General features: G+C 64.0%; 20 protein-coding genes. 14 read left to right on the top strand and 6 right to left on the bottom strand.

Features of this window, described 5'->3' with window-relative positions; genetic code table 11:
• Positions 1–154 precede the first annotated feature (154 nt).
• Together ACVWZN_RS02380 and ACVWZN_RS02385 are read right to left on the bottom strand one after the other, a co-directional pair.
• Positions 155–1258 (bottom strand): Glu/Leu/Phe/Val dehydrogenase dimerization domain-containing protein, encoded by a 1104-nt coding sequence (locus ACVWZN_RS02380; protein ID WP_027082725.1) that lies wholly within the window; start codon positions 1256–1258, stop codon positions 155–157.
• A 351-nt stretch (positions 1259–1609) separates the two neighbouring features.
• Positions 1610–2878 carry a 2OG-Fe(II) oxygenase gene (locus ACVWZN_RS02385; protein WP_456952448.1) on the bottom strand — a complete coding sequence of 423 codons (1269 nt, stop codon included), beginning with the start codon at positions 2876–2878 and terminating at the stop codon, positions 1610–1612.
• A 94-nt stretch (positions 2879–2972) separates the two neighbouring features.
• On the opposite strand from ACVWZN_RS02385, the gene ACVWZN_RS02390 reads away from it, so the two are divergent.
• Genes ACVWZN_RS02390 through ACVWZN_RS02405 form a run of 4 tightly spaced genes read left to right on the top strand, consistent with a single transcriptional unit; the run spans position 2973 to position 8206 of the window.
• Positions 2973–6503, top strand: a complete 3531-nt coding sequence (locus tag ACVWZN_RS02390; RefSeq protein WP_456952449.1) for a methylmalonyl-CoA mutase family protein — start codon at positions 2973–2975, stop codon at positions 6501–6503.
• Positions 6500–7096, top strand: coding sequence for a DUF488 domain-containing protein (locus ACVWZN_RS02395; protein WP_456952450.1), 597 nt, complete (start codon positions 6500–6502; stop codon positions 7094–7096). Before ACVWZN_RS02390 ends, ACVWZN_RS02395 begins: the two co-directional genes overlap by 4 nt.
• Positions 7096–7578 (top strand): DUF488 domain-containing protein, encoded by a 483-nt coding sequence (locus ACVWZN_RS02400; RefSeq protein WP_456952451.1) that lies wholly within the window; start codon positions 7096–7098, stop codon positions 7576–7578. The genes ACVWZN_RS02395 and ACVWZN_RS02400 overlap by 1 nt, the downstream gene beginning before the upstream one ends.
• Positions 7579–7600: 22 nt before the next feature.
• Entirely contained in the window at positions 7601–8206 is a 606-nt protein-coding gene (locus tag ACVWZN_RS02405) for a dual OB domain-containing protein (RefSeq protein ID WP_456952452.1), read from the top strand.
• A gap of 233 nt (positions 8207–8439) precedes the next feature.
• On the opposite strand, the gene ACVWZN_RS02410 is transcribed toward ACVWZN_RS02405, so the two are convergent.
• A complete protein-coding gene (locus tag ACVWZN_RS02410) occupies positions 8440–10215 on the bottom strand; it encodes a hypothetical protein (protein WP_456952453.1) in 1776 nt (591 codons plus the stop codon).
• 231 nt (positions 10216–10446) lie between these two features.
• Here ACVWZN_RS02410 and ACVWZN_RS02415 point away from each other — a divergent pair, with 231 nt between their 5' ends.
• Positions 10447–11322 carry a restriction endonuclease gene (locus ACVWZN_RS02415; protein WP_456952454.1) on the top strand — a complete coding sequence of 292 codons (876 nt, stop codon included), beginning with the start codon at positions 10447–10449 and terminating at the stop codon, positions 11320–11322.
• Positions 11323–11568: 246 nt separating this feature from the next.
• Here the strand turns inward: ACVWZN_RS02415 and ACVWZN_RS02420 are convergent, their stop codons facing one another.
• Positions 11569–12717 carry a DGQHR domain-containing protein gene (locus tag ACVWZN_RS02420; RefSeq protein WP_456952455.1) on the bottom strand — a complete coding sequence of 383 codons (1149 nt, stop codon included), beginning with the start codon at positions 12715–12717 and terminating at the stop codon, positions 11569–11571.
• A 303-nt stretch (positions 12718–13020) separates the two neighbouring features.
• Here ACVWZN_RS02420 and ACVWZN_RS02425 point away from each other — a divergent pair, with 303 nt between their 5' ends.
• The 7 genes from ACVWZN_RS02425 (at position 13021) to ACVWZN_RS02455 (ending at position 18123) form a co-directional block, all read left to right on the top strand.
• Positions 13021–13485, top strand: a complete 465-nt coding sequence (locus ACVWZN_RS02425) for a hypothetical protein (RefSeq protein ID WP_456952456.1) — start codon at positions 13021–13023, stop codon at positions 13483–13485.
• A gap of 84 nt (positions 13486–13569) precedes the next feature.
• The gene (locus tag ACVWZN_RS02430) at positions 13570–13905 is read left to right on the top strand and encodes a hypothetical protein (protein ID WP_456952457.1); all 336 of its coding nucleotides are present in this window, start codon (positions 13570–13572) and stop codon (positions 13903–13905) included.
• A gap of 70 nt (positions 13906–13975) precedes the next feature.
• Positions 13976–14860, top strand: coding sequence for an ABC transporter ATP-binding protein (locus ACVWZN_RS02435; protein ID WP_456952458.1), 885 nt, complete (start codon positions 13976–13978; stop codon positions 14858–14860).
• Complete coding sequence (locus tag ACVWZN_RS02440; protein ID WP_456952459.1) at positions 14857–16389, top strand: ABC transporter permease subunit; 1533 nt, start codon at positions 14857–14859, stop codon at positions 16387–16389. The genes ACVWZN_RS02435 and ACVWZN_RS02440 overlap by 4 nt, the downstream gene beginning before the upstream one ends.
• 31 nt (positions 16390–16420) lie before the next feature.
• Positions 16421–16555 (top strand): hypothetical protein, encoded by a 135-nt coding sequence (locus ACVWZN_RS02445; RefSeq protein WP_456952460.1) that lies wholly within the window; start codon positions 16421–16423, stop codon positions 16553–16555.
• A gap of 464 nt (positions 16556–17019) precedes the next feature.
• Positions 17020–17289, top strand: a complete 270-nt coding sequence (locus tag ACVWZN_RS02450) for a membrane protein (RefSeq protein WP_027082733.1) — start codon at positions 17020–17022, stop codon at positions 17287–17289.
• Between the two features lie 153 nt (positions 17290–17442).
• The gene (locus ACVWZN_RS02455; protein WP_456954690.1) at positions 17443–18123 is read left to right on the top strand and encodes a L,D-transpeptidase family protein; all 681 of its coding nucleotides are present in this window, start codon (positions 17443–17445) and stop codon (positions 18121–18123) included.
• Between the two features lie 137 nt (positions 18124–18260).
• Here the strand turns inward: ACVWZN_RS02455 and ACVWZN_RS02460 are convergent, their stop codons facing one another.
• Positions 18261–18893 carry a hypothetical protein gene (locus ACVWZN_RS02460; protein ID WP_456952461.1) on the bottom strand — a complete coding sequence of 211 codons (633 nt, stop codon included), beginning with the start codon at positions 18891–18893 and terminating at the stop codon, positions 18261–18263.
• A 274-nt stretch (positions 18894–19167) separates the two neighbouring features.
• Here ACVWZN_RS02460 and ACVWZN_RS02465 point away from each other — a divergent pair, with 274 nt between their 5' ends.
• Positions 19168–19440 carry a hypothetical protein gene (locus tag ACVWZN_RS02465; RefSeq protein ID WP_456952462.1) on the top strand — a complete coding sequence of 91 codons (273 nt, stop codon included), beginning with the start codon at positions 19168–19170 and terminating at the stop codon, positions 19438–19440.
• Between the two features lie 328 nt (positions 19441–19768).
• Here the strand turns inward: ACVWZN_RS02465 and ACVWZN_RS02470 are convergent, their stop codons facing one another.
• On the bottom strand, positions 19769–20098 hold the full coding sequence (locus tag ACVWZN_RS02470) for a hypothetical protein (protein WP_456952463.1): 330 nt from the start codon (positions 20096–20098) through the stop codon (positions 19769–19771).
• A gap of 326 nt (positions 20099–20424) precedes the next feature.
• Here ACVWZN_RS02470 and ACVWZN_RS02475 point away from each other — a divergent pair, with 326 nt between their 5' ends.
• A complete protein-coding gene (locus ACVWZN_RS02475; RefSeq protein WP_456952464.1) occupies positions 20425–23583 on the top strand; it encodes a PAS domain-containing protein in 3159 nt (1052 codons plus the stop codon).
• Positions 23584–23669: the final 86 nt, after the last annotated feature.

The raw sequence follows: 23669 nt of genomic DNA on the forward strand, positions 1-23669 counted from the left end.
AGAGCGGCCGAACGCGCACGTGCATTTCCCGCAGCCCCCCTTGAGTCAAGGGGGGCGCCGCGACAGCGGCGGGGGTTGTGGGAGCTGAAGACTGGGGCCCGAGCTTCTCGCAACGCGAAAAGCGCAGGGGATTTATCGGTCAGAGACCGATAAATCAGTGACCGCCGCGGATGCGACCTTCGAAGCGCGGCTTCGAACGGCCCAGCGGAAGCTTGAGCTTGCCGAGCATCGCGATGCGCTCCTCGGCCATGCGGTCGGCGGCCTTGTAGGTCGGGATGCCGTCGCGGTCGGCGATCTCGTAGATGCGCGCGAGGTTGTGATAGATCGTGCGCATCATGCGCATCGCGCGTTCACGGTTGTAGCCGGTGATCTCGAGCGCAACGTTCATCACGCCGCCCGCGTTCACCGCGTAGTCCGGCGCGTAGACGATGCCGCGCTTCTCGACTTCGTCGCCGATCGCGTTGTTGGCGAGCTGGTTGTTCGCCGCGCCGCAGATGATCTTGGCCTTCAGGCGCGGCAGCGTCTTCTCGTTGACCGTGCCGCCGAGCGCGCACGGCGAGTAGACGTCGGCCGGCACGTCGTAGATCTCGTCGGTCGACACCGCTTCGGCGCCGTACTCGTCCACCGCGTGCGCGACCAGGCTCTTGTTGATGTCGGTGACGAACACCTTGGCGCCGCGCTCGCGCAGCAGCTTCACGTATTCCATGCCGACGTGGCCGAGGCCCTGCACGGCGTAGGAATAGTTGCCGACTTCCTCGTTGCCGTACTTGCGGTTGAGCGTGGCCATCAGGCCCTGCAGCGCGCCGTACGCGGTGAACGGCGACGGATCGCCCGAGCCGCCGTGCACCTGGTGCACGCCGGTGACGTATTCGGTTTCGCGGTAGACGTATTCCATGTCGTTGACGTCGATGCCGACATCCTCGGCCGTGATGTAACGGCCGCCCAGCGAGTCGACGAACTTGCCGAACGCGCGGAACAGCGCTTCGGACTTGTCCTTGGCCGGATCACCGATGATCACCGCCTTGCCACCGCCGATGTCCAGGCCCGCGACCGCGTTCTTGTACGTCATGCCGCGCGACAGGCGCAGCACGTCGTTCAGCGCTTCCTGCTCGCTCGCGTACGGCCACATGCGCGTACCGCCGAGGGCCGGGCCGAGCACGGTGTTGTGGATCGCGATGATGGCCTTGAGGCCCGCGTCCTTGTTGTGGCAGAAAACGACCTGCTCGTGGCCGGTGGTGTCGAGGGTTTCGAAGATCATCTCGGGCTCCGCGTCGGCACTGACGAAACGCGCTCCGCGCTTTCCGGCCGACTGGGTTGGTTAAGTCGTTGATACGACAGGAGTGGCACCGCGTGCCCGGCGCGAACCCGCCCGACACAGAAGCGGGATTTTAGTCCATTCGCGTTATCGGGGCCTCCACCTGGAAGCCACGGGAAGTTGCGGCCGCGCCGTGCGGAGGCGTACGGCCGCTTGGTCGTGACGTTATGAGCCGGGTTGCGATGCGGGGATGCGTCGCTTGTCGACCGCCACGCTTGGCCTGCGCGCGGTCTGCATTGCCACGTCGGAAGATTAGGCACAGGCGCACGACACCGTCGGACGGGGCGCGCCTGATCAATAGGCGCGATAAGCCCGCTCACGCAGCCACAGCGTCGCCAGCCACTTCTCGCCGCGTTCGACCGGCAGTCCCGCATGCAGTGAATCGACCTGCGGCTTGCCATCGCCATCGAGGTTGTCGAACACCACCGCGCGCCCGGCCACCGGCTCGACGCGAATCCCACGCGACGGAAACTCCGTCGCGCCGCCTTCCGCGGGCGTATTGAGATACGTGCAGATCGTGCGTCGACGATTGCCGGCCTGCGGGCCATCGCGTTCGATCGCATCGGGCGGCAGGTAGTCGCGATGCGGGCGGTATTCCTGGCCCGGCTCGTAGCGCAGCACGATGAGTTGTTCGGCGTCGACGAGTTCCACGCCCGCAGCCGCGGCCATGCGCAGCTGCACGAGGCGCAGCGCGAAGTCTTCGATCAGTGGATCGAACGACGCATCGCTGCTCGTCCGCAGCGACTCACGCGCGACCTCGCGGCCATCCGGCGAATGCACGTGCGATGGACGAAGCATCGGATGCGCGCTCGCGACCAGCAGGCGGCATTCGTCGACCGACAACAGCCCGTCGAACTGTGCGATGCCGGGTGCTTCCGAAAGAACGGTAGGCGCGGGCGGATCGAGTACTTCCTCCAGCGTGAGCGTCGACGGCGGAACGAGGCGCTTCGGCGCCGCAGGCACGGCGACGATTTCGATGAGGTCCGGGAACCCGCTCTCGCGCAGGCGTGCTTTCAGTTGCGACGCCGCCTCCGGATTCGCGGTCACGCCTTCGCCGCGACGCAGGCGCTCGGCCAGCAATTGCGCGGCCACCGCATCGCCGCGGCCGGCCGCGTGGTCAAGCAGCTGGATCGCCAGCGACTGGTCCTGCAGGTTGGGCTTGCGGCCGAAATGGATCGCCGCGGCGCGCAGCGCGGGCGGGTGGCCGGCCTGCACCGCGGCCAGCAGGCGTGCGCCGACCTTCTCGTCGCGCGGCACGGCGGTATTGCCCAGCCCGATCAGCGCGAGGAAATAGCCCGCGATCGGCTGGCCCGCGGCCTCGGCGCGCTCGAACGCCTGCACCGCGCCGGGCACATCGGTGTCGGTGCCGATGCCGTGCATCCGCATCCGCCCGAGCTCGACCATCGACCCCACGTGCCCCGCAGCCGCGGCCTTCGTATGAACCTCGTAGGCCTCCTCCATTTCCAGCTCGGCGACGAGGCCGGCGGCGAGGCGGTGGAGGTCGTCGGGGGTGCCGCTGGCGGCCTTCGCGCGCAGCGCGGCGAGATCGTTCGAATCGTTCATGGCGCGCAGCGTAACCGACCCTACGCGCGTCTCCGGAGCCGTACGGTCGCCTTGTTACAATCGGCCCATCCTTAGAAATAGATGTGCGACCGCCATGAGCTCGCCAGCCGACCGCCTGCCCGAATCCACCGCCACCGCCACGGAAACCGCGACGCCGCTGCGTTTCGTCACCGCCGCGAGCCTGTTCGACGGGCACGACGCCGCCATCAACATCATGCGTCGCCTGATCCAGGGCGAGGGCGCCGAGGTCATCCACCTCGGCCACAACCGCTCGGTCGAGGACGTGGTCCGCGCCGCGCTGCAGGAAGACGCCGACGCGATCGCGCTGTCGTCCTACCAGGGCGGCCACGTCGAGTACTTCAAGTACATGGTCGACATGCTGAAGGAGCGCGGCGCCAGCCACATCCGCGTGTTCGGCGGCGGCGGCGGCACGATCACGCCGGAGGAGATCCGCGAGCTGCAGGCCTACGGCGTGGAGCGCATCTACCACCCGAACGACGGCATGCACATGGGCCTGGTCGCGATGATCGAGGACGTCGTGCGCCGTGCCGGTGCCGCGCGCCTCGACAGCGCGCCGGACACCACCAGCCCCGCGATCGACGACGAAATTTCGCTCGGCCGCATGCTCAGCGCCATCGAAGAGGGCGCGCTCGACGAAGCGCAGCTGTCGCACCTGCGCAAGCAGTGGCAGCTGGCCGGCAGCAAGACGCCCGTCATCGGCATCACCGGCACCGGCGGCGCCGGCAAGTCGTCGGTGACCGACGAACTGCTCAACCGCTTCCTCGCCAGCTTCCCCGACATGCGCATCGCGGTGATTTCGGTCGACCCCACGCGTCGCCGCACCGGTGGCGCGCTGCTGGGCGACCGCATCCGCATGAATTCGCTGCGCAGCAATCGCGTCTACATGCGTTCGATGGCGACGCGCCGCCAGCACGCTGCCACCAACCTCGTGCTGCGCGATTGCATCGGCTTCCTCAAGGGCACGGGTTACGACCTCGTCATCGTCGAAACCGCTGGCATCGGGCAGAGCGATTCGGAGATCGTCGACCTCGTCGATTTCCCGATGTATGTGATGACCTCCGACTTCGGCGCGCCGAGTCAGCTCGAGAAGATCGACATGCTCGACTTCGCCGATCTCGTCGTGCTCAACAAGTTCGACAAGCGCGGCGCCGAAGACGCGCTGCGCGACGTGCGCAAGCAGTGGAAGCGCAACCGCGTCGCGTTCCAGACCAAGGACGAGGACGTCCCGGTCTATCCGACCATCGCGTCGCAGTTCAACGACCCCGGCGTCAGCTGGATGTTCGCCAACCTCTGCCGCCTGCTGCGCGAGAAGCTGCAGCTGCCGAGCGAGAAGTGGACGCCCGACATCGACACCTCGCTGCGCGAACCGCGCGCCACCGTGCTGATCCCCGGTGCCCGCGTGCGTTACCTCGCCGAGATCGCCGAGCAGGGTCGCGGCATCAACCGCCAGATCGAGACGCAGGCCGAAACCGCGGACCGCGCGCAGTCGATGTGGGACGCGTTGAAGGAACTCGGCGACGCCAAGCTGCCGAAGGCGCTGGACCTCTACGACAGCAACGACCTCACCGCGACCAGCGACGTGCAGCCGGCCGGCATGAACGTGCCCGACAGCCCGTCGCCGGTGGTGACCGTGCCGAACGAGCGCCCCGTCGACCGCACGCTGCTGATCCTGCGTCAGCGCTACAACGACGCCGTGCAGTCGCTCACCGCCGAAGCGCTCAAGCTGCTTCGCGCATGGCCGGCGCGCCTGAAGTCGATCACCGACGACGTCAATGAATACACCGTCCGCGACAAGGTCATCCGCGTCGAGAACTACCGCGAGTCGCTGAGCCACCAGAAGATCCCGAAGATCGCCGCGCCCACCTACAAGGGCTGGGGCGAGCTGCTCACGTTCCTGCAGAAGGAAAATCTGCCGGGCGAATACCCGTACACCGGCGGCGTGTATCCGTACCGCCGCACCGGCGAAGACCCGATCCGCATGTTCGCGGGCGAGGGCACGCCGGAACGCACCAATCGCCGCTTCCATTACCTCAGCGTCGGCCAGCCGGCCGCGCGCCTGTCCACGGCGTTCGACAGCGTCACGCTGTACGGCGAAGACCCGGCGCCGCGCCCGGACATCTACGGAAAGATCGGTAACTCGGGCGTCAACATCCCCACGCTCGACGACATGAAGAAGCTGTACTCCGGCTTCGACCTGTGCGCGCCCACCACGTCCGTGTCGATGACGATCAACGGCCCCGCGCCGATGATCCTCGCGATGTTTATGAACACGGCGATCGACCAGCAGGTGGAGAAGTACCTGCGCGAGGACGATGCGCGCTGGCTCGCCGCACGCGAAAAGATCGACGCGCTGTTCGAAGGCCGCGCGCGCCCCACGTACGACGGCGCACTGCCCGAAGGCCACGACGGCCTCGGCCTCGGCCTGCTGGGCGTCACGGGCGATGAGATCGTCGAGCCCGAGGTCTACGAGCGCATCAAGGCGAACACGCTGCAGACCGTGCGCGGCACCGTGCAGGCCGACATCCTGAAAGAAGACCAGGCGCAGAACACCTGCATCTTCAGCACCGAATTCGCCCTGCGCATGATGGGCGACATCCAGCAGTACTTCGTAGACCGCAAGGTCCGCAACTTCTACTCGGTGTCGATCAGCGGTTATCACATCGCCGAAGCCGGCGCGAACCCGATCAGCCAGCTGGCTTTCACCCTCAGCAACGGCTTCACCATCGTCGAGTACTACCTCGCGCGTGGCATGAACATCGACGACTTCGCGCCCAACCTGTCGTTCTTCTTCTCGAACGGCATGGACCCGGAGTACACCGTCATCGGTCGCGTTGCCCGCCGCATCTGGGCGCGCGCCATGCGCGAGCGCTACGGCGCATCCGCGCGCAGCCAGATGATGAAGTACCACATCCAAACCAGCGGCCGGTCCCTGCATGCGCAGGAGATCCAGTTCAACGACATCCGCACCACGCTGCAGGCCCTGTACGCGCTGTTCGACAACTGCAACAGCCTGCACACCAACGCCTACGACGAAGCCATCACCACGCCGACGGAAGAGAGCGTGCGCCGCGCCGTCGCCATCCAGATGATCATCAACAAGGAGCTGGGGCTGAACTTCAACGAGAACCCCTGGCAGGGCAGCTTCATCGTCGACAAGCTCACCGACATCGTCGAAGAAGCCGTCTACAAGGAGTTCGAAGCCATCAGCGAACGCGGCGGCGTGCTGGGCGCCATGGACACCATGTACCAGCGCGGCAAGATCCAGGAAGAGTCGCTCTACTACGAACACAAGAAGCACGACGGCTCGCTGCCGCTGGTGGGCGTCAACACCTTCCTCGGCAAGGACGGCCATTCCGACGTCGCCACCGAGATCGAACTGATCCGCTCGACTGAAGAAGAGAAGGGCCAGCAGATCACCAACGTGGCCGGCTACCAGGGCAACCGCAACGCGCGCGCAGGGGACGGCCTACGCTTCCTGCAGAAGACCGCGCGCGAGCGCCGCAACGTGTTCGAGGCGCTGATGGAAGCGGTGAAGACGCACAGCCTTGGCCAGATCAGCCGTGCGTTGTATGAGGTGGGTGGGGAGTACAGGCGGAATATGTGAGCCGTCGTCTGACGACAGAGTTTCGACGTGGAGGGGCGATGGCGGTTCTTTACAGCATTGGGTATGGCAATAGGACTTGGCAGGCGACGCTGACGTTGCTGGAGAAGTACTCCTGTCAATTTCTAATCGACGTTCGCAGCAGTCCTTTTTCCAAGTTCAACCCAGACTTCAGCCGTGAACACCTGCAGGTTCTGTGTGCGGGTGCGGGCCTCAGGTATGTCTTCATGGGCGATACTTTGGGCGGCAAGCCGAGTGGATCCGACAGCTTCGATGACGATGGCAAAGTTGACTACATAAAACTGGCTGAAACTCCGGCGTTTCAATTGGGGTTGGCGCGTTTGAAGACTGCGCATCAGAAGGGGCTGGTGTGCTTCCTGATGTGCAGTGAGCTGCGCCCCGAAACGTGTCATCGCTGCAAACTAATTGGCGCGGAACTCGCTGAGTCGGGCGTCGAGATAATCCATATAAGCGAGACCGGTGACGAGCTAACGCAGGCAGCTGCGATCAAGCGGCTGACTGGGGGGCAGAACGATATGTTCGGAGCTAGCCCCCAGTTGACTAGATCCCGGGGAAGCTACGGCGGGCGGACCTAATGAATGAGCTGCTGACGATCGGTGCCTACGGCCACTCGCCTGAAAGTTTTTTTGAACGGCTAAAGTTGCACGGCGTTGATCTGCTGGTGGACATCCGGCAGCGCCGCGGAATGCGGGGAAGCACCTATTCGTTTCTGAATGCGACTGCGCTGCAGGCCGAATTGATGAGGCAGGGGATTGGCTACCTGCACTTGAAAGAACTGGCGCCGACTAGCGACATACGGGATGCGCAACGAGAGGCCGACAGGATCGAAGGCGCGACCAAGAGAAGTCGCGAAGGACTGTCCGAATCGTTCGAAGCACGGTACATCGCCGAGGTTATGTCGAAAGCCGACCCCGCTTCGATCCTCAGCAGACTTGGCCGACACAGGAAGGTGTGCTTCTTCTGTGTTGAACGTGAAGCTATCGCCTGCCATCGATCGCTGGTAGCTAGTTGGATTTCTGAGCAAACAGGGGCGTCGGTAGTCAATATAACCGTCTGACTGGATTAGCGAGGGGGAGCGCATGGAGGTCCTTATTGTTGGACGTACACGTATGGCGGGGAGCGCGCGCTGCATTGGGGGAATTGCCAGCGACGGAACATCCATACGCCTGTTGCGTCCAGATGGATTGCAGTGGGATGCATCGGTCGATTTTCGGGTCGGGCAGGTATGGGATCTGACATATAGGGCGGCCTCCGACCGAATGCCCCCGCACGTCGAGGATGTTGTCGTAACAGGTGGTAGGCGTTTGCGTGACCTGCCTGATGTTTCCCGATGCCTGCGTGAAGGTATCCGTCCCTGGCACGGTGGAGTCGATCAGTTGTTTGACGGTTTGGTTCGATTTACCGGAAACGACAATGGCTACATCTGTCGCCGAGTGGGAGTGCCGGATCGCAGCACGTGGTTCTGGGTGCCGGATAGGGACCTCACTCTTCGGTCAGACGGCAGGCACTACGACTACACGGGAAGCTACGGGATAGCTCGTGGTCTCGCTTATGTGGGCGAGGAGCCGGCTCCCGCCAGATTGCCCGCAAATAACCTTGTAAGGGTTTCTCTAGCTCGATGGTGGTCGCCGGACGACGCGGACATCGAGGAGCGTTGTTACCTGCAGCTTTCTGGATGGTTTTGATCTCCGGCGAGCTACCGCCGCATACGCAGCAAGCCGGACCCCTTAGTCCAGGTCAGCAACACGCTGTATCGCCCAAGGCTCAGTAGGCCTGCGCCGAGTTTGGACGAGCGCTAGCAACTCGTTTGATCGTTGAAGGGCAGGCCGCAGGCCTGCCCTTCAACATTCTGCCCGCTGTTATTTGCTGCCACGCGCAGTATGCGAAGGCCAAGTGATCGACTTGGTGGCGGTCAGATTCAGCCGCGCATGCGTGCCCGAAGCTCGTCTTTGACGGGGATCATTGGTTCGTAGAGCCGGTGATAGGCCTTTCCTACCGCGCCTCCGAATAAGCGAAGCTTCGGTCTCGCGGAAGGTTCGCCGTTCCCCAAAACGTGCGACTCAGAGATGCCTGGATAAGGATCGATGTAAACCACGTCTTGGATGCCAAGCTGGAATGCCTTCTTGGAGCACAGCTCGCACGGGCTTGCTGTCGTGTAGAGCTTGCCGCCGAGTACCGAAACACTATGGGCCAACAATAGAAACGCGTTCTCCTCGGCGTGCAACGATCTGGTGTGTACCTGGTTGGTGCTCTTTCGGCCGCCCTTCCTAAAATATGACTCATTCACCGCATCTTTAAAGCAGTAGGCGCACGGAAGGCCATCCTTTTTTAGGCTTGCGCGGCTCTTGTAGTCCGCGGAGAGATAGTCTCGAAATTCATCATTCTCCCGCTCGAAAATGCTGTACACGACCTTGTCGCTCGCGGTAAGCGCGTCGTCGACATTTCGAAGCGAGCATGGTGTCTGCCCACGCGGAACGTCATTCCAGCCAATGGACTTCACCGCGTAGTGCTGGTCTGTCACAGCGGCGCCGACCTGTCGGGAAATGCAGCCGCTGTTCGCTTTTGCAATAAACGCAACCTGCATACACCTTTCGTCTCGCGACGGCGTTACAAGGCCCGGGTGAAGGGCTAGCGCGTAGTAGCGAATCAGCTGGGCGTAAAGCATCCCTGTCGCCTGGCGTTTAGAAGACTTCGACGCGTCAGTTCTGCCTGGATTGCTCACGAAGATGTCCGCTTTCTGTAAGCAGCTTTGGATGTCTTGAGTGACCAAGGCCTTGTAGCTGGCGTACGGGTCGTGCTTCTTTGGATATTCCCGGTCATCAATGGTCTGCACGTCCAGCCTTGTGTAGCCTGCGCTAACGAGTCGCGAAGCCCTATCTTCTTCTTGCGCTGTAACGGCAATGGCATATAGCGGTGAATATCGGTCCCTCAGATACACGAGTTCGAGCGGGTTCCGAATTGCGTCGATGACAATGCGTGTCTTAGTTCCGGCGGCCTTGTCGCACTCGCGGATGCATTCGATGGCACGCACAATTCGGCGTGGCAATTCAAACACGCGCGACTCTTCTACTCTGGCTTCCCACGCGGTTCCGGACCGCCGGAGGTTGTCACCGATTTCTTGAAAGAATGTTCCGTATTTCCGACCAAGTGCATCTTTGATGCGCCTCTGATGAGCAGGCAGCTCTCCTGTGATTTGCTGTTTGATTCTTCGATCGGCGCGCCAGTCCCGAGAGGCGAAGTCGACAGACGAGAGGTGAATTACGTCAAGGAGCGGCTGTGCTGATGGCCTTATTTCGGTCAGCACTCTCCAGAGCGCCGTGAATTCCGTGACGTCCAACTGCCGATCCGCGGCGATGACCGCATTGGCAGACCGTAGCTGCTGCTCGCTAGCTTCGAGTAAGAAGGTCACAAGCAAAGCGGAAACCGTGATCTTCGCAAACGGAGTCCACTTCTCTTTGGCAAAGGTCTTGAGGATGTCGTACTTGCGCGCGTCTGGGCCGGTTGGGCGGTGTTGGGCCGCCAGCTGAGCCTGAAACTCTGCCTGAAACAAGTCGGCTGCAGTTGTGCAGCCGCTGCCCGTGCGACCCGTCAGCGCGAAGATGAGGAGGTCCTCGTGCTCTTCGTAAGCGCGTCGAATGCCAACATGAGCGCCAAGTTCAGTGATTGTTTGCTGCTCGTCGAGAACTGTGTCCATTAGTTTCCCCTGAATGCCCCACGTAGGAGACTAACGGACGAGCAAGTTCGTTTCACGCAAGGCGCGCCCATTTGCTGCCTCGATGGAGAGGCGGGGGTCAGAACCCCGTGCGCAACGGGGATCAGGTTGGACTAGAGAAAAGGGGTCAGGTTCCATTCCTCGTCCGCAGCGTCGCCCCGATTGAGCTAGGCTCCGCGTAACGTGGATACCGCAGGGGGCGGTATGTTGGGATTGAAGAAGGTTCGCGTGCGCCGTTCAGACGCGCTGACGCAAGTGAGCTGGCAGCAGCTCGAATCACTGCTGGCCACGCATTACCGCTCGCAGGGGTATGAGGTCGAACATTGCGGAACCGGCGCTACCGGCTCACGGTTCGACGGCGGCATTGACCTCAAGATGCGCCGCGGTGGCGAGTACGTGCTGGTGCAAGCCAAGCATTGGAATGCGCGCCAGGTGCCGCATAACGCGGTCCACGAACTGCTCGGCCTGATGGTCAACGAAGGCGCAACGGGTGCGGTTCTCGTCACCAGTGGCGAATTCACCAAAGCCGCCGTCGAGGCCGCGACGCGCCAAGGTCACGTGCAGCTGGTCGACGGCGAAGACCTTCGAACCATGCTCGGCGGGTGGACGCGCGTGCAGGCCGCGTCACCTATCGCGCATGACCCGGACGCTCGTTGGAAGCGGGGTGCGATCGATGTCTCACGTCACGTCGGCGAACGACTGCTCAGTGCGGCAGAAGATGGGTTGCGACAGGGCGCGTACGTGCGACGCGGCCGAAGTGCGGCGTCGACGGCCCTGACCGCGATCATCGTCAAGTTCGTAATGGCGACCGTCCTGATGCTCATCTTCGTGTTTGGTGTAACACGGGCCATCAACGGGATCATTGCGGGCATGGCGCCGCGACCAGCACAGCAGTCTGTGGCCGCTCCCGCGTCGTCACCGCTCCAGGCAACCGCTGTCGGTCCATCCCAACGGCAACCCGCGCCATACGAGGCGGAGCAAGCTGCGGGTGGTCCCGCGCCCAAGCCGACGGCTGCCGAGCTGCGCGAACAGAAGCGTCGTGCTGACGAGGCAATCAAGGTAATCGAGGGCACGACGCCCGCGATGTAGGCGTTCGGCGTCTGCGCGGTGGATGGCGGTTATCCTGGTGCCACCACGCAGGGGCTGTCATGCGCTATCGGTGGGTGAACCAGAACCAGACGTACCGCCACGAAGTGCCGGGCGGATATCTGTGGTCGCCAAAGCGCAAGGGGAATTGATTCACCGATGCCTTCTACGGATGAAAACGGGGTCGGGTCCTGTTGAACCTGACCCCGTGTTCCTTTTGTCCGTTGCATTCGACGGACGTTAGGCAACCTACTGAACTTCGTTGCCGTTTGGGTCCACAGCTTCATAGACCAGTTTGTGGAGATCGCCGTACAGCTTGGCCTGCCCAGCAAAGCCTGCCTGCGACGCCATCCACGGATTAGTTTCCGTTTTTTCCCAGTCGACATGGGCCAGTCGAGACATTTTCTTACTCATCGCTTTGTTGAAGTCGATTCCGTACTCCTGGTACGCCTCAACGCTGCTGCTCACGATGTCTTGCGCAAGACGGCTGAGCGAAGCGACACCAACGAGTTCCTTAAGTCGGTATTGCACCGGCTCCTCGTGACTCTCATGCGTATCCGGATCCGTCACCGTGCGATTCCTGCCGTTCCACGCGTCTGGAAAAATCTCGCTAATCTTCTTCCAAAAGGGTTTAGCTGCGTCGTCCAGCGGGTCGAGCCCGGCCTGGCGCAAGCGGCTGAGCAGGTTCGCGGGAAACATGTTCGCGACAGAGCGACGCAAGCCTTCGTAGGTCACCTTCTGGCTCGGCGCGCGGCCCCCGGTCATGTTGATCTGGTCAAACCACACCGAGTCCTTATCGCGGGCGATGCCAAACGCAATCTTGCGCACCATCTGCGCGTGAGTAAGTTCCTCGCGCTCCGAGATGTCGCCGCGCGTGACCTCGATAAGTGCCTTAGGCAGCTTCCGCTGGCTTGAATTGATGGTGTTGAAAACTTCGGCTTCTGCCTCGAAGGATAAGCCGAAGAATAAGGTCACCGGAACCAGGAACTCGGCGAAATCCTTGTCGGTCTTCGCGGCATGGAGCATGCCGCCGATCCGGTGCTGCCCATCGATCACGGATGTGACGTGGCGGCCGTATCGCTTGGCTACCTCGTCCATGTTGTTGGAGGCAAGCAGTTCGGCGATCGCGCGGATGTCGCTGTCGGCGTCACGCCTGACGGAGACGAGGATTGGCGGTACTAGATACGGGTTGTGAGCGAAGTATTCGCCGATCTGCTTGAACCGCTTTTCGTCGGGGTTCCGCTGATATCCGTGCTTGTTCGGCGCCGGGCTGTCCGGGTCCTGGGTGTCGTAGGTGCTGACGAACAGATGGCGGAGGTTCTTGACCTTGATGCCAACAACCGCTTCGCGATTCGGCGTGGTCCAAAGAATGTTGTCGGTCGATTTGAACTGGGGCACAGATTGCTCCTAAGCAGAATGGCCAAGCCAGGATGGCGGGGCCGGATCGGCACCTCATCAAGGTGCCGAAACGAAAGGATACTAGCGGAGGTGTAACGTGTCAAACCAACAGTAGGATAGACGATGTGCCGATGTTGAGTGGCGCCGGTTCGAACTTACCCCTGCTTTGCCCGGGTGCGAGGCCTCTGACACACTCGACGCCGCTCCGTCGCCCTCGGCACGGACCCACGCCACGGACCCGGCGGAGTAAGGACGCGCGGACATAAGTCGCGTTTGCACACAGGGAAACATAAGGAGATGGACGTGTCGCAGAACCTGATTACGCTCGAAGTGTCGTATCAGCAGTTGGAAACCGTGCGCGCCGCGCTCGACCAGATCGAGGCCGCGTTGCCGGGTTTGATCTCGCTCGATCCCGCCGACCGGCGCGGCCTGATGATCATGGGCCCGAAGTCCGAATCGTTCGCTCGTCAAACGCTGCGCGTGCTCGACGAGAACCCGAAGATCGTGCCGCCCAGCATGAACGTTGCCGAGGCCAAGGCCGACCTCGAAGCGCACGACCGCCTGCGCCCGATCCTAGAGCGCCTGCAGCGCCTCACCTCGCGCGTGGACGACACGGTCGCCGCGCTCGGCAGCGACGCCATGGACTTCGCGCTGGAGGGCTACGGCCTGATCAAGCTGTCCGGCGGCGCGCAGGGCCTCGACGAGCTGCGTCGCGAGCTGGGCGGGCGGTTCAAGCGCTCCACGCGAAAGGTCGCCGAACCGGCCTGAGTCGCGTCGCGTGGGAAACAAAAGGCCGCCTTCGGGGCGGCCTTTTCGTTGTGTGGGCAGGGCGGCGACGCGTGGCTGTGAGCGGTGTCGCGCTCGATGTCGTCCATGACTCGGGGGCGCATCGCGAACCGGGCGCGCGACGTCCCGCGCCTCATGCGGGAGGTTCGTTGCCTCGCGCGCCACGTTGCCGACGTCGAGCTCCACGGTCGCGACCTCGAACGCGAAGTCGCCGAGCCCATGCGCGACGCCGCCAACGTCGAGCTCCACGCCGGAGGCGTCGAACGCCGCGCTCGCGACCTCATGCGCGACGCTACGGGCCTCGCGCACGAGGTCAAAAGCCTCGCGATCGACGTTTCGGGCGTCGGCGCCCGAACACTGGCGGCCCCGCGGCGGCCGCCGCAACCGGGGCTGATCCCCTGACCATCGGCACGGTACGTTAGGTGTACTACCTCACTACACTACCAACACAATCTGGGTGGGGAGTGCAGGGATGGGCGTCGAACTGGTGATGGAGTCGGTCGGGTTCGCCTATCCGGGCGGGCACCGCGCGGTGGACGGGGTGGCCATGCGGCTGGGCGCGGGCGTGGTGGGCCTGTTGGGGCCGAACGGCGCCGGCAAGTCGAGCCTGATGCGCGTGCTGGCCACGCTGGCGCGCGCGAGCAGCGGCCGGGTGACGTGGCGCGGCGATGACATCGCGAAGTCGCCCGACGCGCTGCGCGCCGAGCTGGGCTACCTGCCGCAGGATTTCGGTGTGTACGACGCCCTGTCGGCGCGGGAATTCCTCGCCTTCCTCGCCGCAGTGAAGGGCCTGCCCTCGCGCGGGGTGGGCGAGCGCGTGGCGCAGTGCCTGGACAAGGTCGGGCTGACCGACGTGGCCGACCGCCGCCTGGGCGGGTTCTCCGGCGGCATGCGCCAGCGCGTGGGCATCGCGCAGGCGCTGCTCAACGACCCGCGCCTGCTGATCGTCGACGAGCCCACCGTCGGCCTCGACCCCGACGAGCGCATGCGCTTCCGCCATCTGCTCGCCGAACTGGCGGCGGACCGGCTGGTGATCCTGTCGACGCACATCGTCTCGGACATCGAGGCCAGCGCTGGTGACCTCGCGGTGCTGGTCGGCGGGCAACTGCGCTTCCACGGCACGCCCGAAGCATTGATGGCCGATGCGCAGGGGCACGTCTGGTCGTGGACGGTACCGTCGGATCGCCTGGCCGAGATGCGCGTCGCGCACCGCATCAGCCGGGCACAGCGACGTGCCGATGGCGTGGAGATCCGTGTGGTCGGCGAACGCATGCCGTCGGACGACGCAACGGCGATCGCGCCTGACCTCGAAGACGCCTACCTGTGGCGCCTGCACCGCGCGGAGCTGGCGGCATGAACGCGCTGCGGATCGTCGCTGCGATCTGCATGGCCGACCTGCGCCAACGCCTGCGCACACCACGCACGTGGGTGGTGCTGGGCGCGCTGGCGCTGGCGACGTGGTGGAGCTTCCCGCCTGCGGATGCCGGCTACCTCACCGTGTGGTTCGGTGCGGGTGCACGCGCGCATTACTCGAGCGCGTGGATCGGCCTGGTGATCTCGCTGGTCTACGGCGGGTTGCTCTCGCTGATCGGTTTCTACGTGGTGCGCGGCACGGTGGTGCGCGACTTCGACACCGGAACGTGGCAGTTGCTGGTGTCCACGCCGATGAACCGCGCGGGCTACCTGTTCGCGAAGTGGCTGAGCCACATCGCCGTGTTCGCGCTGATGCTGGCGTTCGGCGTGGTGGTGGGTGTGGTGGCGCAGTTCGTGCGCGGCGAAGTGCCGCATCTGGATGTCGTCGAACTGCTCAAGCCCGTCGTGATCGTCGCGCTGCCGGCGTTCGCCTTCAGCGCCACCTGCGCGGTGTGGTTCGACCTGCTGCCGTGGCTGCGCCGCAGCGCCGGCAACGTGGCGTACTTCTTCGTGTGGATCTTCGTGATGACCGGCAACGTCGCGCGCGGCTCGGGCAGCTGGCCCGGGGACCCACAGGGGCTGCTCGCGGTCGAGCAGTCGCTCAAGCGCGGCGCGGGCCTGCCCACTGGCTTCGCCAAGAGCGGCGTGAGCATCGGCGGCGAGTCGCTGCAGGGCAAGCCGCTGGTGCTGTTCGACTGGACGCATTGGGACGTGGGCATGGACGTGCTGGCCGCGCGCGGCTTCTGGCTCGCGCTGGCCGTAATTGTGCTGCTCGCCGCGACGCCGCTGCTCGATCGCTGCGCCGCACGACGAGGCAGTGCGCGTTCGCGCTCGACCGACGGCCGCAGCCTGCGCTGGCTCGACGGTCTGATGACCCCACTGGGCTGGAGCCGCTTCGGCGCGCTGGTCAGCGCGGAAGTACGGCTCGCACTGCGGCCGCGTCGCCGCCTGTGGTTCGTCGCGATGCTCGGCATCTTCATCGCGCAGGTGTTCGCGAAGGACCTCGGGCTGGTGGCCGCGATCCTCGCCGGCTGGCTGCTGTCGATGGAGCTGTTCTCACGCGCCGTGCTGCGCGAACACGACACCCGCACCGGCGCGCTGGTGTTCACGGCATCGAACATGCGCAACCGTTTGCTCGCCGCGCGCGTGGTGGTGGGCATCGGCATGGCGTGGCTGGTGACGTTGCCTGCGCTGCTGCGCCTGGGCGTGCAACAGCCGATGGCGGCGCTCGCCGTGGCGGTGGCCGGCGTCTCCATCGCGCTATGGGGCCTTGCGCTCGGCGCGCTGTTCCGCAACCCGCGGCCGTTCGAGCTGGTGCTGATCGCGTGCGCCTACGTGAGCGTGCAGGGCGCATTGGTATTCAACGCACTGACGAATCCCGGCGCGATGTTGATGGGGCATGCGGTGGCGTTGCCGCTGGCAGCTGCATTGCTTGTGGGCGCGTGGCGGCCGCTGGTGGCCCGCGTGAGGTGATGAGCGCCGTTGCGTTGCGCCATCGAGAAAGGTGTCGCGAAGAGTCGGGCAGGTGCCGCTTCTTCGCCACAGCAAGGACTTCGCAGGCTACGGTCTGATCAAGCTGTTCGGCGGCACGCGGAGCATTGACGAGTTGCGCCGTGAACTGGGCGAGCGCCTCAAGTGAAACCGCCGCCGGCGTGCGCTTTCCACTCAAGAAATGGGTCAGGTTCGATTTCACCCCGCACCGAAGCAGGAGTCGGAGTCGATGTCCTGTAGCGCGAGGTTGGAGTGTGGTCGACGGTCTGCACAAACCAAACGGCGGCGCGACTTGTAGATCACGCGTCACCCATGGGCATTTCCACGGCATCGGCTCGTCATCCGTTGCGGTTCATTACGTGCGCTAGCCGTCGTATCCCGGGAGCTGTTGTACGTCGTCGATGTGGATCGACTGCCAGACGAGCAAGCACTCGATGGATGAGTCCGCTGCCTCCGAGGAATGTTGATCCGCTTGCCGCGATGCATGCCCTGACGACCGGTTGCCATATTTCACAAGCCGTCTACATGCGCGAACGCCAGCTGTATGCGCGCCCCTGACCGCGGCGCAAAGGCCGCTATATTCCGGCTACCCCCAAAGGAAGGAGGATTGGCATGAATCTGTCCAAGCAACATCTGTCGATCGCACGCACGCTTGGCGTGGCGATCGTTGCAACCATCGGCCTTAGTGCCTGCGCTACGTACGACGACGATTTCGCGCGAATCAATTCGCGCCTCGATCAGCTCGATACGCGGGTGCAGGGCGCAGCACAGAGCGCCGAAGCCGCTAATCAGTCCGCAACGCGCGCGAACCAGCGGCTCGATCAGATCGAAGGTCGCGTCCAGCAGCTGGAAGCGGCGCCGCGTCGCAAGCCGCGCGGTTAAGTCGCTCTTGCAGCATTCGCAACGAACGACCTGAAGTACGCCCGGTGGCCTTCGCTGGCCACCGGGCTCCCTAATTCTTACCTGCTGTCCGTTCCAAGGAGTCGTCCCATCCGTACCTGCACTCACCCTGCAATCCGGGGCGTTGCGCTGGCACTGTCGTTGGCCTTCGCGAGTTCAGGCGTGGTCAACGCCAAGGAGGCCGACGCGCCACCGGCCGACGCCACGGACCAGCTTCCGCCCGGACAAGATGTATCCAGCACCGTGACCGACCTTGCGGGTTGGGTTGTCGCAAGCAAGGACAGCCAGGGCTATCCATTCGCGGTGATCGACAAGGCCGCCGCGCAGATTCTTGTATTCGGTGGCGACGGTCGCCTTCGCGGTGCAGCACCTGCGCTCCTGGGCTCGGCAACCGGTGATCATTCCGCTCCCGGCGTCGCTGGCCTCGCGCTTCGCGAAATTCCCGGCCGTGATCGCACGACACCTGCAGGTCGCTTCGTCGGCGGTTTCGGCCCGTCGATCGACGCGGGCCGCGTGCTCTGGGTCGACTACGACTCCGCAGTCTCCATCCATCCCACGGCGACCAACGTGCCGGCCGAGAAGCGCGCCGAACGCCTTGCATCGCCGACGCCGGACGACAACCGCGTCACGCACGGCTGCATCAACGTCTCGCCGGAGTTTTACGACGCTGTCGTCAAGCCGACGTTCGAGAAGGGGGGACTGTTCTACATCCTTCCCGACAAGCAGACGATCGCCGAGACCTTCCCGGAATTCGCCGAAAGCCGCGCGAGTGCGCAAGGCGGCGATGGGCGACGGTCGCGACACGCAGGCCGCTGAAAGGCGCGGTGTTGGAAACGCAACGAATGGGATCAGGTTTTGTTCTTCCTGTCGCGGCGGTTCCAACAAAAAAGACGGGTTCGTTCGAACCCGTCTCCTCATAAGTCGATGCGCTCACCGCGAGCGGCGGCTGGCGATCACCGGGTCGGCTTGGCCTTTTTGCACTTCTTAGGCTTGCCGTGCGGGTTGGTGCATGGCTCGTGGCCCCCCTTGATCGAGTCGATGCGGAAATGGGCGATCAGCCCCGTCTGCGAGCCGTCCTTCTGCACCCAGCCATAGGTGACCTGCTGGCCGTTCGCGTTGCCGTCGAAGTCGGCAAGGGGGTAGAAGGAAGGCAGGCCCGTGCCGTGCAGCACGTCCGTATTGCCTGCCGCGCTGGCGAGGCTGAGCCCGAACGAGCCGTCCACGTAGAGCGCGTCGTCGACCATGATCGAATGGCCCGACAGGACCACCACGTCCTCGACGTTACCGGCGGAGTTGTCGAACACCTCGACGCCGAGCTCGTCCGAGACCACCGAGTGCCCGTTTACCGTGCCGGCCATGAAGGAGGCGGGCTGGTAGGCGGCGTAGCCCGGCAGGTTGATGCCCGCCGCAGTGTCGTCGTCGTAGCTGAAGCTGCCCTCGACGTGCGAGCCCACTGGCGTTACCGACGCATCGAGCGTCTCCGTTACCGTGCCGGTGAAGTGGAACGTGAGCACCTCGGCATGGGCCGCGCCCGTAAGAACCAGAAGCGTCGCTGCGGCGACCGTGCGAATCCGTTTGCTGAGCATGTTGAGTCCTGAGTTGAACGTAAGTGCACGACGGCATCGCCGCAGAAGGGCGCATGCGAGGTCATGAATGGCAGCGCGGACAGCCCCTGTACGCGCACAGCATTATAGGTTTGAGCGCTTGCAGGCTGGGGCGTTCGTCGGGGCTCCGCGCGGCCGACCCAAGTATCGCGACGCAGTGGGACCGGGCAACGGATTGCAGATTGCGACTTGTTTCCGCACCCATGGTCGGCGAGCCGCGTTACCCTTTGCGCGAGTCGGGAACATGGATGAAGCAATGACTGCCACCGTCGTTGGTCTCGTAACGCCGCATCTGCTGCGCGTCGTCGACCTCGCCAACCAGGCCGAGAAGGGCATCAACGTGGACTGGCACGTGCGCGACGCCGTGACCAGCACGATGAACGAGCTGCGCGACCAGTACAACGCACAGTCGTTGATCGCGGCGTATGTCGAGGGATTGGAGAACGCCGTAAGTCATGCGGACAGGAAGCGCGATGCGTACGTGCGTGTGCTGCAGGCCGCGGCTGCGGCTGCGCGTAATCCGCGATGAGCCGAAAAACGCGGACGCATCGGGTTGATCAACTTGCGGTCCTGAACTGAGCTTGGCGCCGGAAGTTTCAAGGCGTCGATTCTGAGGAAGTCGGTTCTTCAGACCTCAAAGAGATCGGCTAGTTAGCTAAAACGCTACGCACCTTGCATGCGCGTTTTGGCTGTCGGCCGTGGCGCATGGCGCGGCAGGAATGTCTGCCTAGCTAGAGTCGGATCGACCTGACGAACACCGCGACGAGCCGGTACCCCGGCCGCAATACCACTGGCGTCGGGCGCGGCGTAGCTTCGTAGGGTCAGGGTTGCAACAACGGCGCCGTTCCCAGCACCGATCAGGGCGCGCCGTTCGAGCCGTCCACGTCTGCGGAAGGCGCGAAGCTGACGTCTGCCGCCTCCAGGTCGAGCTTGACGAGTGAGAGCCCGGCATTGCTTTGGGCGATCTGCTGCAGGCGCTCGAGGCAGAACGGCCGCATCTCCGGACCGACGCGACCGAGCAGGTCGACCGACGTCGATTCGAACCAGGTCGCGAATGCTTCCGACACCGGAGCCTCGCCTTCAGCAACGGGGTGCTTCCGCTCCACCGCCAGCACGAGGCGAGCGAGTTCGATCTCCAGCTCCGCCCGCGAGAGCAGCCCGTCCCCATTTTGGTCCTGCGCCGACACTGCAAAGCCCCTGCCCATCGTTGCCGCGGATAGTGTGCCGGCGCGGCGCCCTCGGGTGTGAACGTCGGCTGTCAACCATAAGCCGACGACAGGAGTTCTGCGGCGCTGCCCATCGCAACGACGGATTGGCTAGAGAACCATGCTGGTGGCCAGTCCGCTCAGGCAAGCAGGCCGGGCGGATCGGGCATGGGTATGGTTTCGCCACGAGCGCCGCGAACCTCTTTTAGACGGTAGCGTCCCGCTGCGCACTAACGGCCGGGGCCGGCGTGGGCCGCCGCCGCAGGAGCAGATAGTGCGCGTTCGGCCGTTGCGTACTGGCGCTTTGCTTGGTCGAGCCGATCGCGAAAGAAGGTGACATCGGCATCTGCCACGGCGAGCCGCTCGCGCAGTTCGTCCTCGAACCGATATTCGGTAATCGGATGCGGGTAGTCGACCAGCATCTGAAGCGCGTCGCGGGTCTTCACAGCCGAAGCACTGAGGTCCGCCCAAGCATCAACTCGGGCATGAAGGACGGTGAGAATCGGCATTTCTGGCGACCTGTGGAATCGCTGACGAAGGGAAGCCTTGTGCTGGATCAGCAGCCGGACACGAGTGCCGGGCGAGCGCCAGAAAGCGCTGGAAGCGGACGCAGTGGTCGCACCATAAAGACGCGCTGGTGTTTGCGCCGTGACCTCGCGGAAACGGTCCCAAGGACGCTCCTGCTCGGCGCGTGCACGCCATGTGGCTACCATCAACGTTCTACAGAGGCCGGCTGCATGAAGCGAGTTCCCTTCCTTTTTTCCGGTGGCAACGCCATGGCGGAGCGCCACCGCGCGTTCGCGTGGTCGACGTCGCCGATCGGGCCACCGGAGCAGTGGGACACGGCGCTCAAAACGCTTGTGCCGATCATGCTTGCGTCCAACCAGCCGATGTTCATCGTGTGGGGAGAGGCGCGCACACTTCTCTACAACGATGCATACGGCGAGATCCTCGGGAACAAGCACCCGGATGCGCTGGCGTGCGACTTCCTGGAAGTCTGGTCCGAGATCCGCGCCGATCTGCAGCCGATCGTCGAGGCAGCCTATCGCGGCGAGCCCAGTCAGATGGACGACATCGAACTGTGGATGGAGCGCCACGGCTATCGCGAAGAGGCGCACTTCTCATTCTTCTACGCACCGGTGCGCGCCGAGTCAGGGGACGTCGGGGGATTCTTCTGCGCCTGCAACGAGATCACCGCGCAGATCCTTGCCGAGCGCCGATTGGCGACGAGTGAAGCGCGCTATCGAAGCGTGCTCGAAAACATGGATGAAGGATTCACCCTGTTCGACCGAGAGTTCAGCATCGTTGAGGTCAACGAAGCGACTACGGCGATGGTGCATCTCGAACGCAAGCAGATGATAGGCGCCAACCATTGGGAGCTCTTTCCCGGAACTTTCGAAGGAACGATCGGTCAGATGTATCGCGACTCCTTGGCTGACCGGCAGCCACGGTCGCTCGAGCATTTGTACCGATATCCCGACGGTCGCGAGAAGTGGTATGAGGTCCGATGCTTTCCGGTCGGCGATGGCTTAGCAGCTCTGTTCCGCGACGTGACGCGTCGCAAACAGCTCCAGGCCGACGCGGACGCTGCTCTTGAGCGCGTGCAGCTCGCACTGGACGCGGGTGCGATCCTCGGCACGTGGATGTGGGACGTACAGTCCAATCGTGTTCTAGGCGACGAGCGATTCGCGGTGAACTTCGGTCTCGACCCTGCGGCAGTGGCGTCCGGCGTACCCATCGAAACGGCGTTTGCAACGATTCACCCCGACGACCAAGCGCGCGTCCAGTCGGCAATCACGGACGCCCTCGACCTCGGCAATCGGTATCGCTGCCAATACCGCGTCTTGCGCGATGGCACCTACCGATGGGTCGAAGCTGCGGGCAGCGTGGAGCTCGATAGCTCGGGCACCCCGGTGCGCTTTCCGGGCGTGCTGATGGACGTCGAGGACCGCCGGCGTATCGAAGAAGAGCGTGATCGCACGTCCGCCCTGCTTTCCACGTTCATCAGTGCTGTTCCGGGCGCCGTGTATGCGAAGGATCGAAGCGGGCGCTATCTGTTGGCTAATCGCGGCGCTGCTGAAGCGATGGGGCGTACGCCCGACGAACTGATCGGGCGCACCGACACCGAAGTTCTGGCCAACGCGACGGAAGCTGAAGCGCTGATGGAATGCGACCGCGAGGTCATGGCGTCAGGCACGACACGGCAGCAGGAAGAGCCGATACACCGGCCCGACGGCGTGACCACGATCTGGTGGTCTACAAAGGCGCCCCTGCGCGATACCGCCGGCGAGGTGATGGGGCTTGTCGGCACCAGCGTGGACATCACCGAGCGCAAGCAGATGCTCGATGCGCTGCGCGAAGCGGATCAGCGCAAGGACGAATTCCTCGCGATGCTTGCGCATGAGCTTCGCAACCCCTTGGCACCCATCAATACCGCGTCGCACATCCTGAAGCTCTCGGCAGGTGACTCGCGCCCGATCCGTGAGGCGAGCGAAGTGATTTCGCGCCAGGTCCGCCATATGACGCGCCTCGTCGATGATCTGCTCGACGTCTCGCGGGTAACGCGTGGCCTCGTCGAGCTCGAGCGGGTGCCGGTCGATCTTCGGGCGGTGGTGTCGACGGCGATCGAACAGGCGCAACCGCTCCTCCAATCGCGCCGGCATGAACTCCACACCAGCATCGGCACGGGGCAGTTCATCGTGCGCGGCGACTTCCATCGGCTCGTGCAGGTCGTTTCCAACCTGATCAACAATTCAGCGAAGTACACGCCACAAGGCGGCGTCATTGAAGTTCGGCTCGCGGCAGACGATGGATGTGCGTGCCTGACCGTCAGCGACAACGGCGTCGGCATCGAGGCCGGAATGCTGGACAGGGTGTTCGACCTCTTTACGCAGGCCGAGCGCACGCCTGACCGCAGCCAGGGCGGGCTCGGCATCGGCCTCTCGCTGGTGCGAAGCCTGGTCCAGCTCCACGGCGGTGAAGTCCGCGCGCGTAGCGCCGGCCTGCAGAAGGGTGCGACGTTTGCGGTCACCCTGCCTCTTGTCGAGGACGCGTTGGTACCGCAAGCCGCGGGCGACACTGCGTTACCCGCCGTCGCGTTACGCATTCTTGTCGTCGACGACAACGCGGACGCCCTCAAGACGCTGGCGGACGTGCTCGAATTGAGCGGGCACGTTGTCGCGACAGCCCAGACGGGTGAGGCAGCGCTCGCCGCCGCGCAGGTCGGGCCCGGGTGGGATGTCTGCATTCTCGACATTGGTCTTCCGGACATCACCGGTTACGAACTGGCCTCGCAACTCCGGCAGCTCGCCGCGGCGCAACACGCCACGCTCATTGCACTTACCGGTTATGGCCAGCCACACGACCGCGTCATCTCACGCGCGTCAGGGTTCGATGAGCACTTGGTCAAACCCGCCGACATGCCGACGTTGCTGCGCATGCTGGAGCGCATTGGGCCTGCTCGTTAGTGGCCGGTGCATCCGCCGATGTGTTTGGCCTCGAGGGCATCGACGCGGTGCCGCGCAGCACCTACGTGTGGGCATATACACGAGCG

Source organism: Lysobacter sp. HA35, assembly GCF_054061195.1.

What these genes read in the sequence shown, in the direction of transcription:
- ACVWZN_RS02385 (WP_456952448.1), bottom strand. Translation starts at nt 2,878, where the DNA reads ATGAACGATTCGAACGATCTCGCCGCGCTGCGCGCGAAGGCCGCCAGC.
- ACVWZN_RS02400 (WP_456952451.1), top strand. Translation starts at nt 7,096, where the DNA reads ATGAATGAGCTGCTGACGATCGGTGCCTACGGCCACTCGCCTGAAAGT.
- ACVWZN_RS02465 (WP_456952462.1), top strand. Translation starts at nt 19,168, where the DNA reads ATGACTGCCACCGTCGTTGGTCTCGTAACGCCGCATCTGCTGCGCGTC.
- ACVWZN_RS02380 (WP_027082725.1), bottom strand. Translation starts at nt 1,258, where the DNA reads ATGATCTTCGAAACCCTCGACACCACCGGCCACGAGCAGGTCGTTTTC.
- ACVWZN_RS02450 (WP_027082733.1), top strand. Translation starts at nt 17,020, where the DNA reads ATGAATCTGTCCAAGCAACATCTGTCGATCGCACGCACGCTTGGCGTG.
- ACVWZN_RS02440 (WP_456952459.1), top strand. Translation starts at nt 14,857, where the DNA reads ATGAACGCGCTGCGGATCGTCGCTGCGATCTGCATGGCCGACCTGCGC.
- ACVWZN_RS02435 (WP_456952458.1), top strand. Translation starts at nt 13,976, where the DNA reads ATGGGCGTCGAACTGGTGATGGAGTCGGTCGGGTTCGCCTATCCGGGC.
- ACVWZN_RS02390 (WP_456952449.1), top strand. Translation starts at nt 2,973, where the DNA reads ATGAGCTCGCCAGCCGACCGCCTGCCCGAATCCACCGCCACCGCCACG.
- ACVWZN_RS02410 (WP_456952453.1), bottom strand. Translation starts at nt 10,215, where the DNA reads ATGGACACAGTTCTCGACGAGCAGCAAACAATCACTGAACTTGGCGCT.
- ACVWZN_RS02460 (WP_456952461.1), bottom strand. Translation starts at nt 18,893, where the DNA reads ATGCTCAGCAAACGGATTCGCACGGTCGCCGCAGCGACGCTTCTGGTT.
- ACVWZN_RS02405 (WP_456952452.1), top strand. Translation starts at nt 7,601, where the DNA reads ATGGAGGTCCTTATTGTTGGACGTACACGTATGGCGGGGAGCGCGCGC.